This is a genomic window from Actinoplanes ianthinogenes (genome assembly GCF_018324205.1).
Taxonomy (GTDB): domain Bacteria; phylum Actinomycetota; class Actinomycetes; order Mycobacteriales; family Micromonosporaceae; genus Actinoplanes; species Actinoplanes ianthinogenes.
In genome coordinates this window covers 8247724-8260491 of the sequence record NZ_AP023356.1, presented here as the reverse complement: position 1 = coordinate 8260491, position 12768 = coordinate 8247724, and the positions used below count along the sequence as shown (strand labels likewise).

Sequence of the window (12768 nt, the reverse complement as noted above, 5' to 3'; positions counted from 1 at the left end):
CGGCGGCGGGACCGCGAGCATGCTGGCTGTGCGAGCGCGCCGGGACCGGTGGACCGGTCCCGGCAACACCGCGGGCGCGCTGTCCCAGCGGTTCGGTTCGAAGCGAGAGCTGCTGCTGGCACTGGCCCGGCGCGAGTCCGAGGCGCTGCCGGGCCGGCTGGCCGGGGCGCCCGACGTCGAGGCGCTGATCGAGTTGTTCGCCGCGCTGGCCGGGGTGTCTCCGGTCCCGCCGAGTTCGCCAACCACCTGCGATTTCTGCTGCTCGACGTCACCGACCCGGACTTCCGCGAGGTGACCCGGGACTACGCCCGGGAGGGCGAGCGGGCGATCGCCGGCGTGCTGGAGGGCACCGATCCGGAGCTGCCCCGGGCGGTGCACGCCGCCTACAACGGCGCGCTGGTCACCTGGGGCATGACCGAGGACGGCTCCCCCGCCGGCGCGGTCCGCTCCCAGCTGCGCCGATCGCCGGCCGACCACCCCGGCGCATGAATGAGTTGACCGAATTTGTTAGATCCGCGTCTCACGGGGCACCAGTAACTCGGGTGCTCAAAACCCCACACAACATTGCAAAACGTGTGAAAGACGTAGAGAACCCCGAGTGATGGGAGACCCCCCGTGATCACGCAGGAGAACATCCACACACTGCAAGGCACCACCGTCTACGACCGGGACGGCGACAAGATCGGTTCGGCCGGCCAGGTGTGGACCGACGCGGCCGGCCTGCCCACCTGGATCAGCGTGCGCACCGGACTGTTCGGGCTGCACGAGTCGCTGATCCCGCTGCAGGACGCCGACCTCCAGGGCGACCGCCTGGTCGTGCCGTTCGAGAAGGCCAAGGTCAAGGAGGCGCCGAACGTGGACGCCGACCACGACGAGCCGCTCACCCAGGACGAGGTGGACCAGCTCTACGCCTACTACGGCCTGAGCCACCACGACAGCTACCGGTCCTACCAGGCCGGCGCGACCGCGGCCGGCGAGCACTTCACCGGCGCCGAGGGCGGCGACCGGCCCCGGCACACCGACTACGAGCTCGGCGCCGGTCAGGGCGACGGGCACTACCGGACCGGCGACGACGCGATGACCCGCTCCGAGGAGCGGCTGGACGTCGGCACCGAGCGGGAGGAGGCCGGCCGGGCCCGGCTGCGCAAGTACGTGGTCACCGAGCAGGAGCAGGTGAGCGTGCCGGTCACCCGCGAGGAGGTCCGCCTGGAGCGGGAGCCGGTCACCGGCGCCAACCGCGACGAGGCCTACCGTGGCCGGGACCTGACCGAGTCCGAGCACGAGGTGACGCTGCACGCGGAGCGCCCGGTGGTGAACACCGAGACCGTTCCGGTGGAGCGGGTGCACCTCGGCAAGGAGACGGTCACCGAGGAGCAGACCGTGGGCGGCGAGGTCCGCAAGGAGCGGATCGAGGCCGACCTGCCCGGCGAGGAGAGCCGCCGCCGGCTCGGCTGAGCGGCACGGCTACGACCGGCCCCGTCCGTCCAAGCGGGCGGGGCCGCCTGCTGCGCGGAAAGCAACCCGAGCCAGGGCCGCCTGCCGCACGGGAAGCAAACCGGGCCAGAACCGCCTGCCGCACGGAAGGCAACCCCGGCCAGAACCGCCTGCCGCCCGAGAAGCAAACCGAGCCAGAGCCGCCTGCCGCGAGGAAAGCAACCCGGGAAGCTTTCCGGACAGGCCGCTTACTGGGCGAGGCGGCACACGGCCAGCAGATGCACGGCCGGCCACGGCGCCTGCCGCCAGTCGATGACACCGCCGTCCGGCAGCGTCCACCCGCGCGCGGCCGCCGTGTCCGCGACCCCGTCCGCGTACGCCGCGAGGTTCACCGCATCCACCCGCCCGCCGAGCGCCTCCCGGATCCGCGCCGCGTGCCGGTCCAGCAACGCCAGCAGACCGGGCTGCGCCGCGGGCGCGCCGAGCCGGCGGCTCCACCGGTCGAGAGCCAGGCGAGCGCCCTCGGCGAGCACCACCTGGTCGCGTTGATCGAGCTCCATGGCGGCCAACCGTACAAAGCGCCAGAAGCAACGACAACGCCAGTAACGATGACGTAACCGACATCCGGCCGTTCGGCCACGAGCGCCAGCCGACCGGACGATCCCCGGTTCAGCGACGGGCGAGGCGACGCTCGCCGCCGGAGCCCGGCACGTACGGCAGACCGTAGTGCGCGAAGATCCGCGGCTCGTCCGTCGCCGCCAGCTCCCCGTCGAGGTCGATCGCGGGCGCGTCGCCGACCAGCTGCTTGGCGTACTGCACACGCAGCGCGTCGGGTTTCACGGTGGCGCCGGTCAGCGGCGCGAAGACGAGGCGGTGCCGGCCGATGAAGCCGACCCGCACGGTGATGAAGGACGGCTCGTCGGAGGCCGTGTCGACGTAGACCGCCTCCAGCTCGCCGATCTTGTCGCCGGCCGGGTCGATGACCTTGTGGCCGCGCCAGTCACGCAGGTTCTCCGCCGGGAACATGCCGCTACGGTTCCCGGCGGGGAAAGCGCCGAAACTCAGTTCCCGAGCGCGGCCGGCGATTCCGCGTCCGGGATCAGCAGCCGCGGCGTGCCGGTGCCGTCGGCCGGGACCGCCCAGACGTCGGACTGCCGGGTGCCGCGGCGGACGCCGTACATCACGGTGTCCGCGTCGTACCAGGCCGCCTGGTCGTCGACGCTACGGGTCTCGGCCAGCGGGGTGCGGCGCATCGAGGACAGATCAAGAACGGTCAGCCGCCAGCCCTTCGCCGGGCTCCCGTGGAGCGCCTCCTTGAAGGCGATCCGGGTCCGGTCCGGCGACAGCGACGGGCACTCCACGTTCTCCGCCAGGGTCCGCACCGACTGCGCGGCCACGTCCCCGGAGACCAGGTAGCGCTTGCCGGCCGTCGACATGGTCGCGTAGAAGTGCTGGTCGTCGACGAACGTCACGCCCCAGAAGTTGACGTCCGCGGCCCGGTACGGCTGCCCGTCCCGGATGATCGACAGCAGCTCCAGCGAGTCCACCGTCTCCCCGGTGGCCACGTTCAGCATCCCGGCCCGGGTGGAGAACCGGCCGCCGTTGTAGGAGTCCCCGGTCACGAACACGGTCCACGCCAGCACGTTCCCGCTCGGCGACACCCGCGCCCGGTTCGGCACCCCGACCAGCGGATACGTGTCCGTGACCCGCAGCCCGGCGTCCAGCACGGCCAGCTGGTAGGTGGCCAGCGGCCCGTCCGGCCGCAGGCAGATGCCACGCCCCGCCGCCGCGTAGACCCGATCGCAATCAAGACCGGACAATTTCCGTACGCCGGCCTCGCTGCCGCGGGCCACCGTCCCGACCCGCCCGTACTCGGCGGCCGCCGTGCTGCGGAACAGCACCCGGTCACCGGGCCCGGCGTCCACCGCCGACGCGGCCGCGGCCGGCGCGTTTGCACGGTGCCCGGCGACCACCACGTAGGCCACCGCGGCGCCCAGCAGCACCACCGTCAACGACGCTGCCAGCAGCACCCGCCGTCGCACCGACATCCCCTCACCCAACCGGATCACCGACCCGCCGGACCGAGCGGAGCAGCACCGCCGCCACCGTCAGGGTCAGTGCCGCGAGCACCGCCGTCGCCCGGATCGCCCCGATCCCGTCCCACCGCTGCCAGGCCAGCCCGAACAGCACCGACGACACCAGGTACGCCAGCGCCTGACCGGTCTGGATCAGTCCGAGCCCGGTGGTGCGCAGCTCGGCGGGGAGCAACGGACCGGCGAGCGCCATCAGCACGCCATCCGTCGCCGCGTAGTACCCGCCGTACAGAAAGAGAACGACGATCACCGTGACCGGGCCGCCGAACCCGGACCCGAGCGTCACATAGACGGCCAGGAGGGCGGCGTAGCCGCCGAGCACGACCGGGGCGCGCCCGATCCGGTCGGCGAGGTTGCCGAACGGCACCGCCAGGGTCAGATAGGTCAGGCTGGTCCCGACCGCGAGCAGCGGGAACCAGCCGGTGGCCAGGTTCTCCTGCCGCTGCAGGAGCAGGTAGACGAAGCCGTCGCCGATCGTGCTCAGCCCCAGCAGCACCGCGGCGGCCAGCAGCATCCGGATCGGCCGGCGGCGCAGCAGGGCGGCCGCCGCGGGCAGGCTCACCGTGGTGGCGGGCGGGCGCGGGCCCCGCTGATCGCGGACGAAGAGCACCAGGACCAGCACGCCGATCAGGGCGACGCAGCCGCTGACCACGAACACCGCGTCGTAGGCCTGCCCGGAGGCGGCCAGCACGGCGAGCGCCACCAGCGGTCCGGCGAAGGCGCCCGCGGTGTCCATCGCGCGATGCACGCCGAACGCGCGCCCCAGGCTCTCGGATGGCGTGGACAGGGTGATCAGCGCGTCGCGGGGTGCGGTGCGCAGACCCTTGCCGGCCCGGTCGGCGACGATCGCGGCGCTCAGCCAGGGCACCGAGGTGCCGGCCGCGAGCAGAGCGAACTTCATGAACGCGGAAAGTCCGTAGCCGATCCCGGCGACGGCCTTGCGGCGCCGCGCCCGGTCGGCGACGTAGCCGCCGACCAGGCGCAGCAGGGCGGTCGCCCCGGTGTAGAGGCCGTCGATCAGCCCATAGACGGCGGGACTGAGCCCCAGTCCGGCGATCAGGTACAGCGGCAGGATCGCCGAGACCATCTCGCTGGACACGTCGGTGATCAGGCTGACCGTGCCGAGGGCGAGGACCGTGCCGGCGACACGCCGGGTGCGGTCGGTCCGGCCGACGGCCGGTCGGTCCACCGAGGCCAGGTACATGTGATTACTGCCAGACGTCGGTGATCGGCGAGACGCCGGCGGCGCCGCCCAGGGCGGACAGGCCGTACGCGGTCTCGATGGTGCGCAGCACGGTGTAGTGCGTGATCTTCTCGGAGTACGAGCCGGCCTTGACGTTCGCGCCGACGAACGCGGTGTAGATGTGGTTGAGCGAGAGCGAGTTGTCCTCGTCGAACGTCACGATCAGCAGGCTGTTGTGGGTCTTGGCCCACTGGGCGTACCCGTCGAGGTTGTTCTTGAGCCAGGTGTTGCCGGTGCCGATCGAGCAGTCGTGCATGTCGTTGCACATGTCCGGGGTCACGAACGCCACGGTCGGCAGCTTGGTGTAGTCCGTCGGGAAGGTGCTGAACCGGACGTTGCTGGCGGCCGGCACCGTGCTGAAGTCGACCCAGCTGTTGTGCTTGCGCCGGTACGTGCCGCTGGAGCAGCCGGTGTAGCCGTCCGACGGCATCGCCTCGGAGTACCCCTTGAACGTCTTGCCGGCCGCGATCAGCTGGGCGCCGAGGTTGCCGGTGCTGAACGTCTTCGGGCAGTTGTCGTTGGTGACGCCCTGGGTGCCGCCGGAGAACAGGGCGATGTAGTTGGGCTGGCTGGGGTGGGTGATCGCGTACGACTGGGTGAACTTGGCACCCTGGGACGCGAGCGAGGTGAAGTAGGACGCCGAGGACGCGGTGATCTGGGAGGTCGCCTTGTTCTCGAACATCACCAGGACGATGTGGTCGAACGCCGGGACCGTGGTGGCGGCCTGGGCCTGGGGCGACGCGGCGGTGAGGCCGGTGCCGAGGAGAGCGAGGGACGCGAGTGCGATCCCGATACGCCGAAGGGACATGGCCGCATCCTTCCCAAGATCATCGACGGGTTTCGACACAGGACGTTGCCGAAAGGTTAAGGAAAGACATCCGTCTATGTTGCCAACCGGGTGTGACCCGCCGCCAGCCCCTCAGGTCGATGCCGTCCACTCCGATAACGGCAGAGTCGGTAACCCCCTCGGAACGGAGTGCGCATGACGACGCGAGCCGCTCGCGCGTCCTTCGGCGTCTGGATCCTGGCGCTGGTCGGCCTCTACTACGCGTTCCCGGACGCGCACCTGTACACCTGGGCGCTGCTCGGCTACTCGTCGGCCGCCGCGATCCTGGTGGGGGTCCGCCTCTATCGGCCCGTCCAGCGCCTTCCGTGGTATCTCATCAGCGCCGCGCTGGCCTTCTTCACCACCGGCGACAGCTGGTACAACCTGATCATCGCGGTCGGCGAGCAGCCCGGCTTCCCCGCTTTCAACGACGTCTTCTACCTGCTCGTCTATCCGCTGCTGACCGCCGCGTTCCTGATGTTCATCCGCGCCCGCCGGGGCCGCGGGGACAACCGGGCGGCGCTGCTCGACGCGCTCGTCCCGACCGTCGGCCTGGGCCTGCTGGCCTGGGTGTACTGGATCGCCCCGTTCACCCGCGCGGAGGACCTCTCGGTCCTGGAGAAGGTCGTCTCGGTCGGCTACCCGCTCGGCGACGTGCTGGCTCTGGCGATGATCCTGCGGATGTTCACCGCCACCGGCAAGCGCCCGGCCGCGCTCGGCGGCTTCGGCCTGGCCATGGTCGGCCTGCTCATCTCGGACATCTGCTACGGCCAGTCCCAGCTGCGCAGCGACTGGACGCTGGGCGGCCCGGTCGACCTGGGCTGGATCGTGTTCTACGCGACCATGGGCTACACCGCGCTGCGTCCGTCGATGCGGGAGCTCACCGAGCCGGCCAAGCGCGCCCGCGCGGAGATGGGCCGGCACCGGCTGGTCTGGCTGACCGCGGCGGCGCTGATCGCCCCGGCGGTGCTCTGCTTCGAGGACATCCAGGGCCGGCCGGCCGAGATCGTCCGCGGCGGCATCGTCGACGCGCCGATCATCGCGGCCGCCGCCGCCGTGATGTTCCTGCTGGTGCTGGCCCGGGTCGCGGACCTGGCGCTGGCCCAGCGGCAGAGCCTCGCCCGGGAGCGGGCGCTGCGCGAGGCCGGCTCGCTGCTGTTCGCGGCCAGCACCGAGCGGGACGTGATCGCGGCACTCCGGCAGGCCATCGGCCGCCTGATGCCGCCCGGCGAGGCGTACCACCTGGTGCTGCCGCCGCAGGTGCCGGGCACTGCCGAGGTGGCCGTGCACTGGCGGGCCGCCGAGGACCTGCCGGTCGGCATCGACGCGGGCGGGTTCCCGCTGGTCCTGTTCGCCACCCAGCCGGTGCCCGGCGGCAAGCGGCACGGTCAGCTGATTCTCGGCGCCGCCGAGGACGTGCTGCACATGGTGCGCCCGTCGCTGGAGACCCTCGGCGCCCAGATCGCCGTGGTGCTGGAACGGATCGCGCTGACCGCCGAGGTGAACCAGCGCGACAGCGAGGCGTACTTCCGTACGCTGATCCAGAGCGCCGCCGACGTCATCCTGATCATCGGCGAGGACGACACCGTCCGGTACGCCAGCCCGTCGGCCACCTCGATGTTCGGCGCGATCATCCCGGCCGGCACCCCGTTCGCCGCGCTGATCACCGAGGACGCCCAGGACGCGCTGCGGGACGTGCTGCGCCGGCTCCGCCGCGGGCACGGTGAGCTGAGTGGTGTCGAGCTGACCGCGCGGGGCGCCGGCCGCCGCCGGGTGCTGATCGACTGCGACATGCGCAACCACCAGGACGACCCGACCGTCAACGGCCTGGTGGTCACGCTGCGCGACGTCACCGAGCAGCGCCGCCTCGAGGACGACCTCACCCACCAGGCGTTCCACGACTCGCTGACCGGGCTGGCCAACCGGGTGCTGTTCCGCAACCGCCTGGAGCAGGCCTTCATGGTCGCCTCCCGGGACGGCGCCACGCTCGGCGTGCTCTTCGTCGACCTGGACGACTTCAAGGAGGTCAACGACACCCTCGGGCACGCCGTCGGCGACCAGCTGCTGGTCGCCGTGGCCCAGCGGATCTCGGCGATCATCGGGGCCGGCAGCACCGCGGCCCGGATGGGCGGCGACGAGTTCGCCATCCTGGTCGAGCAGAGCAACAGCGCCGAGGCGGCCGAGGACGTCGCGACCCGGATCGTCGCGGAGCTGGAGGCGCCCGTCGAGGTGACCGACGGCGAGGGCGGCCTGCACGCGGTCAGCGGCAAGGTCAGCATCGGCGTCGCCACCAACCGGGACGCGGAGAACGCCACCGAGCTACTGCGGCACGCCGACCTGGCGCTCTACCTGGCCAAGGGGATGGGCAAGGCCGGCTGGCAGCGGTACCAGAGCGACCTGGCGCACGCCATGGTGCAGCGCCTGGAGTTGCGTACCCAGCTGCACGAGGCGATCGAGGACGAGCAGTTCGTGCTGCAGTACCAGCCGATCGTCGAGCTCGTCGACCAGCGGGTCACCGGCGTCGAGGCGCTGGTCCGCTGGCAGCACCCGACCCGCGGGCTGCTCGGCCCGTTCCACTTCGTCGAGGCCGCCGAGGAGAACGGCACGATCATCGGGATCGGCGGCTGGGTGATGCGCGAGGCGCTGCGCCAGTTCGCCGCGTGGAAGGCCGCCGACCCGGACACCTCGCTGCGCTACATCAGCGTCAACGTGTCGCCGCGGCAGTTCCTCGCCCCGGACTTCGTCGAGCAGGTCCGCTCGGCGCTGGCCGCGGCCGGTGCCCGGCCGGAGTGGCTGCTGCTGGAGGTCACCGAGAGCCTGGTGCTCAAGGACGCCGCCAAGGTGGTCCAGGACCTGCGCGCGTTGCGCGCCCTGGGGGTCCGGGTCGCGATCGACGACTTCGGTACGGGCTACAGCTCCCTGAGCTACTTGCGGCAGATGCCGGTGGACGTGCTTAAGCTGGACAAATCGTTCATCGACGACATCTTGACCAGCCGCCAGCAGCACGCCCTGGTCGACGCGATCGTCACGCTCGCCGGGAATCTGGACCTCGCCGTCGTCGCCGAGGGCATCGAGGAGGCCGGGCAGCGGGTCGCCCTGGACACCATGGGCTGCCAGTACGGTCAGGGCTACCACTTCGCGAAGCCGCTGTGGCCGACGGAGATCCCGGCGCTGATCGAGGCGACCCGGCCGGCGGCGCTGCTCGCGTGACAGCTGAACCTGCCGACCGTGCAACGATCCACCTTAGGTGCCGGAAGTCCGATTATTCGTCCACTGTCAGTAACTGAACATTCACTGACCGGGTGAGCGTGTCGGATAACGACTGGCGCGACCAGCCCGGAGAGGGCAGGGTCACAGGGGTGCTGAACAACCCCGTGTGGGCCGCCCTCTCCGGGCCTCAGGCCGGTTATGCCGAGGCCGCCGGAGACGCCGCCCGATACCAGCCCGACATCTCCCCGTTCTGCGCCGTGAGCGACCCGGCCGACCCGGCAGCCTGGCGAGACCTCGCCACGCTGACCGACTACGCGTTGCTCACCGGCCCGGCCCTGGCCCCGCCGCCGGGCTGGGTGGAGGACGTCCGGCTGCAGGGCGTACAGATGGTCGGCACCGCGATGACCGCCGCCGACGACCCGGAAGCCGTCCCGCTCACCGAGCACGACGTCCCGGAGATGCTCGACCTGGTCGCCCGGGCCCAGCCCGGCCCGTTCCGCAAACGCACCATCGACCTCGGCCGCTACCTGGGCATCCGCTCCCGCGACGGCCGCCTGATCTCGATGGCCGGCGAACGCTTCCGGATGCCCGGCTGGACCGAGGTCTCCGCCGTCTGCACCGACCCGGAGTTCCGCGGCCAGGGCCTCGGCGCCCGCCTCACCCTGGCCGTCGCGGCCGGCATCCTCGCCCGGGGCGAGCTCCCGTTCCTGCACACCGTCCACGACAACGACACCGCGATCCGCCTTTACGAACGCCTCGGCTTCGAACACAGCACGGACGTGGTCTTCACCAGCTTCCGCTACACCGGTTAGCCGTCCGCTTCCGGTTCGCTGTCTGATTTTTTACGGTACGACTCGCAGCTCCGTGCCAGTCGGCTCGCGAGGCCCGGCCCCCGCACGACCGCTACGCGCGTCGTGCGGGCCCGGTCCTCCGCCCGGCCGTTTACGATCAACGACCATGAGCGAACGGACCCCCGGTCACCAGCGTGCCCGCTTCCGCTACCTGCTGGTGCTGCTGGTGCTCGGTTCGTTGATCGCGGCGGCCATCTCCGCCGACGCCAACCGCGGCGAGACGTGGACCCTCGGCACCGTGCTGGCCACCGGGTTGTTCTTCCTGTTCCTCGGCACGCTGCTGCTCGACCTGGTGATCAACCCGGGTTAGAGCTGGCCGTGGTTCGGCGGGAGGACGTCGGCCAGCTCGTACGCGGCGATGTGGTGGTACTTCCAGTCGAGCGGGTCGTGGACGCTGTGGGTGCGGGCGTTGCGCCAGTGGCGGTCCAGGTCGTACTTGGCAGCGGCCGAGCTGGTGCCGCAGAGCTGGAACAGCTCCGAGCCGGCCTCGACCGCGACCTCGCTGCCGAACGCCTTGGCGGCCGCGACCGCGAGCGAGCCCCGCGCGGCGGCGTCGGCGTCCGCCGGGGTCAGGGTCACCTCCTCGAGGGTACGGGCGGCCGACTCGAGCAGCGCCTCGGCCGCCCGCACCCGGCTGGCCAGCCGGCCGTAGCGGTGCCGCACGTGCGGGTCGTCGGCGGCGGCCGACGCGCCGGCCCGGACCGCCTCGGTCGACGGGCGCGCCTTGGTCCGCAGATACTCCCGGGCGTCGGCGAGCGCGGCGCCGGCGATACCCACCTCGATCGCCGCGTGGTACAGCTGCGCCCGGGCCCCGAGCTGCTGCGGCTGCTCGTAGGCGTGCGCGTAGTCCAGACGCAGCCCCGGCTCGACCGGCACGCCGGTGAAGGTGGCCGTCCCGCTGATCGTGGCGCGCTGCCCGATCACGTCCCAGTCGGTGTCGACCGCCACGCCGGCGGCGTCCCGGGCGACGAAGGCGAGCACCAGCCGGCCCTGCTCGTCCAGCGCGCTGACCGCGATCCAGGCGCTGGTGAGGGCGCCGGTGGTGTAGTACTTGACGCCGTCGAGGCGGCCACCGCTGATCCGCGTCCGCAGGTCCTGGGCGTGTTTACCGCCGCGCTCCGCCAGCGCGTTGCCGAAGCGGCGGCCGGCCAGCACCTCGCCGTACAACCGCTTGCGGGTCTCCGGGCTGCCGTGCACCGCGAGGATGTCGACCATCAGGAAGTGGGCCTGCGGGACCTGGGCGATCGACGGGTCGGCGGCCGCGATGATCCGGCCGACCTCGGCGAGGGTGCGCGGGCCCAGCCCGGGCCCGCCGTCGGCGACCGGGACGGTGACGGCGAGCAGGCCGGAGGAGTCGAGCGCGGCGAGCGCCTCGGACGGGATCACCGTCGCGCCGTCGCGGTCGCGCCCGATCGCGCCGGGGGCGAGCTCGGCGGCGAGCCGGTGGGCGGCGGCGACCGCCTCGTCATGCGTCTGTGGAACGGACATCCGACGATCCTACGATTCGACGGGTTCTCAAGTGGTCCGCGCGGTGACCGATCAGACCGCGGTCAGCGCACCGGAGGAGGACTCGTGCACACCTGGATCAGACGTGTGCCACCCGTGCACGCCGTGCTGGGGCTGCTCTTCGCCGGGTTCGTGCTGCTGCTGTCCGCCCGGGTGGACGTCGTCGAGGTGGCCCGGCTGGTCTTCGGGGTGATCGGCATGATCGCCGCGATCCGGGCGGCCCGGTCGGCGGCCCTGCTGCCCCGGCTCCGGCAGGCGTGGCGGGCGGTCGCCGTCAGCCTCGCCGTGCTGGTCGCCTCGCCGCTGCTGGTCGCCGGGCTGCGGGCGGCCGGGATCGGCGCCGCCGACGACGTCACGCACGTGGTGTTCGTGCTGGCCCTGCTGGTGGCGTTGCAGCGGTTCCCGCTCGCGCCGATGAACCGCCGGGACCGCTGGAAGACCGCGCTGGACGCCGGCACCGTCCTCACCGGCGGCATGGTGCTGCTCTGGTACGTCTCGTTCGGCCCGTACGTCGACGCGCACGGTGTCTCGCCCGCCGTCGTGGTCGCCGCCGGCGTCTACCCGATCACCGACCTGGCGCTGCTGTTCCTGGTCGCCCGTGCCCTGCTGCGCGGCGGCGACCCGTCCGCGCGGCGCCCGCTGCGGCTGCTCGCGGCCGGCACGCTGGTGCTGTTCGCCGGCGACGGCGTGCACGGCTATCTGCACGGCCGCGGCCAGTTCGAGATGCACTCGCCGTGGCAGTTCGTCTGCTGGATCACCACCGACGCGCTGCTGGCGGCGGCCGCGGCCGAGCAGTGCCGGGCCCTCGCGGCCGGGCCCCGGGAGGCGCGCGCCGACCGGGGCGGCAGCCGGTACCTGCCGTTCGCGGCGGTCGGCATGGCGCACGTGCTCATGCTCGCCGCCGCCGTGCAGGAGGAGACTTTGTACCCGTGGGGCGGCCTGGCCATCGGCGGGTCGGTGCTGAGCACGCTGGTGCTGTGCCGGCAGACGCTGGTGCAGCGGGAGAGCGACGAGCGGGCGCTGACCGACGGGCTCACCGGGCTGGCGAACCGGTCCCGGTTCCGGGCCATGTCGTACCGGAACCTGGCGCGGGCCGCCCGGACGGGCAAGCACTCGGCCGTCCTGGTGATCGACATGAACGGGTTCAAGCAGGTCAACGACACCCTCGGGCACAAGTCGGGTGACCTGGTGCTGGTCGAGTTCGCCGAGGTGCTCAAGCACTGCGTGCGGGCGCCGGGCCTGCCGTGCCGGATGGGCGGCGACGAGTTCTCGGTGCTGCTGACCGATCTGGACCGCCCGGAGCAGGCGTACGAGGTGGCCGGCCTGATCGCCGCGACGATGGGTCCCGTGGTGATCGACAACCGGCTGGTCGAGCTCGCCGCCAGCATCGGCGTGGCGGTCTCGGCACCCGGCGAGCTGACCCACGACGAGATCGTGCACCGCGCCGACCTGGCGATGTACCGGGCCAAGGCGCTCGGGCCGGAGACCCGCTGGGCGGTCTGGCAGGAGTCCCTGGAACCCCGGGCCACCGTCGCCGCGGCCTGACGCGATCCGTCAAACGGCGCGTCAAACGGCACGGCTGTCTGATGGAGCGCACGGGCCCGG

The 12768-nt window shown here is 72.1% G+C and carries 13 protein-coding genes; 7 read left to right on the top strand and 6 right to left on the bottom strand.

Annotation, left to right across the window (positions count from 1 at the left end):
- Positions 1-19: 19 nt before the first annotated feature.
- From Aiant_RS37175 to Aiant_RS37165, 3 genes are all read left to right on the top strand, one after another.
- Positions 20-295 carry a hypothetical protein gene (locus Aiant_RS37175; RefSeq protein WP_189331574.1) on the top strand — a complete coding sequence of 92 codons (276 nt, stop codon included), beginning with the start codon at positions 20-22 and terminating at the stop codon, positions 293-295.
- Positions 292-489, top strand: a complete 198-nt coding sequence (locus tag Aiant_RS37170; protein WP_189331575.1) for a hypothetical protein — start codon at positions 292-294, stop codon at positions 487-489. Before Aiant_RS37175 ends, Aiant_RS37170 begins: the two co-directional genes overlap by 4 nt.
- Positions 490-615: 126 nt before the next feature.
- Complete coding sequence (locus Aiant_RS37165; RefSeq protein ID WP_189331576.1) at positions 616-1455, top strand: DUF2382 domain-containing protein; 840 nt, start codon at positions 616-618, stop codon at positions 1453-1455.
- Positions 1456-1682: 227 nt separating this feature from the next.
- Here Aiant_RS37165 and Aiant_RS37160 read toward each other — a convergent pair whose 3' ends face one another.
- The 5 genes from Aiant_RS37160 to Aiant_RS37140 form a co-directional block, all read right to left on the bottom strand.
- The gene (locus Aiant_RS37160) at positions 1683-1994 is read right to left on the bottom strand and encodes a DUF6401 family natural product biosynthesis protein (RefSeq protein ID WP_229830256.1); all 312 of its coding nucleotides are present in this window, start codon (positions 1992-1994) and stop codon (positions 1683-1685) included.
- A gap of 109 nt (positions 1995-2103) precedes the next feature.
- Positions 2104-2460 (bottom strand): PRC-barrel domain-containing protein, encoded by a 357-nt coding sequence (locus Aiant_RS37155; RefSeq protein WP_189331577.1) that lies wholly within the window; start codon positions 2458-2460, stop codon positions 2104-2106.
- Between the two features lie 35 nt (positions 2461-2495).
- The gene (locus tag Aiant_RS37150; RefSeq protein ID WP_189331578.1) at positions 2496-3482 is read right to left on the bottom strand and encodes a TolB-like translocation protein; all 987 of its coding nucleotides are present in this window, start codon (positions 3480-3482) and stop codon (positions 2496-2498) included.
- Positions 3483-3486: 4 nt separating this feature from the next.
- A complete protein-coding gene (locus tag Aiant_RS37145; protein WP_425322645.1) occupies positions 3487-4716 on the bottom strand; it encodes an MFS transporter in 1230 nt (409 codons plus the stop codon).
- A 19-nt stretch (positions 4717-4735) separates the two neighbouring features.
- Positions 4736-5578 (bottom strand): alkaline phosphatase family protein, encoded by an 843-nt coding sequence (locus Aiant_RS37140; RefSeq protein ID WP_189331580.1) that lies wholly within the window; start codon positions 5576-5578, stop codon positions 4736-4738.
- Positions 5579-5752: 174 nt separating this feature from the next.
- Here Aiant_RS37140 and Aiant_RS37135 point away from each other — a divergent pair, with 174 nt between their 5' ends.
- From Aiant_RS37135 to Aiant_RS37125, 3 genes are all read left to right on the top strand, one after another.
- The gene (locus Aiant_RS37135) at positions 5753-8806 is read left to right on the top strand and encodes a putative bifunctional diguanylate cyclase/phosphodiesterase (protein ID WP_189331581.1); all 3054 of its coding nucleotides are present in this window, start codon (positions 5753-5755) and stop codon (positions 8804-8806) included.
- 149 nt (positions 8807-8955) lie between these two features.
- Positions 8956-9618 (top strand): GNAT family N-acetyltransferase, encoded by a 663-nt coding sequence (locus Aiant_RS37130; RefSeq protein WP_189331582.1) that lies wholly within the window; start codon positions 8956-8958, stop codon positions 9616-9618.
- A gap of 145 nt (positions 9619-9763) precedes the next feature.
- Positions 9764-9967, top strand: coding sequence for a hypothetical protein (locus tag Aiant_RS37125; protein ID WP_189331583.1), 204 nt, complete (start codon positions 9764-9766; stop codon positions 9965-9967).
- On the opposite strand, the gene Aiant_RS37120 is transcribed toward Aiant_RS37125, so the two are convergent.
- Positions 9964-11145 (bottom strand): acyl-CoA dehydrogenase family protein, encoded by a 1182-nt coding sequence (locus tag Aiant_RS37120; protein WP_189331584.1) that lies wholly within the window; start codon positions 11143-11145, stop codon positions 9964-9966. The two genes, Aiant_RS37125 and Aiant_RS37120, sit on opposite strands and share 4 nt — an antisense overlap.
- Before the next feature lie 84 nt (positions 11146-11229).
- Between Aiant_RS37120 and Aiant_RS37115 the strand changes: the two genes are divergently transcribed.
- On the top strand, positions 11230-12708 hold the full coding sequence (locus Aiant_RS37115) for a GGDEF domain-containing protein (protein WP_189331585.1): 1479 nt from the start codon (positions 11230-11232) through the stop codon (positions 12706-12708).
- Positions 12709-12768: the final 60 nt, after the last annotated feature.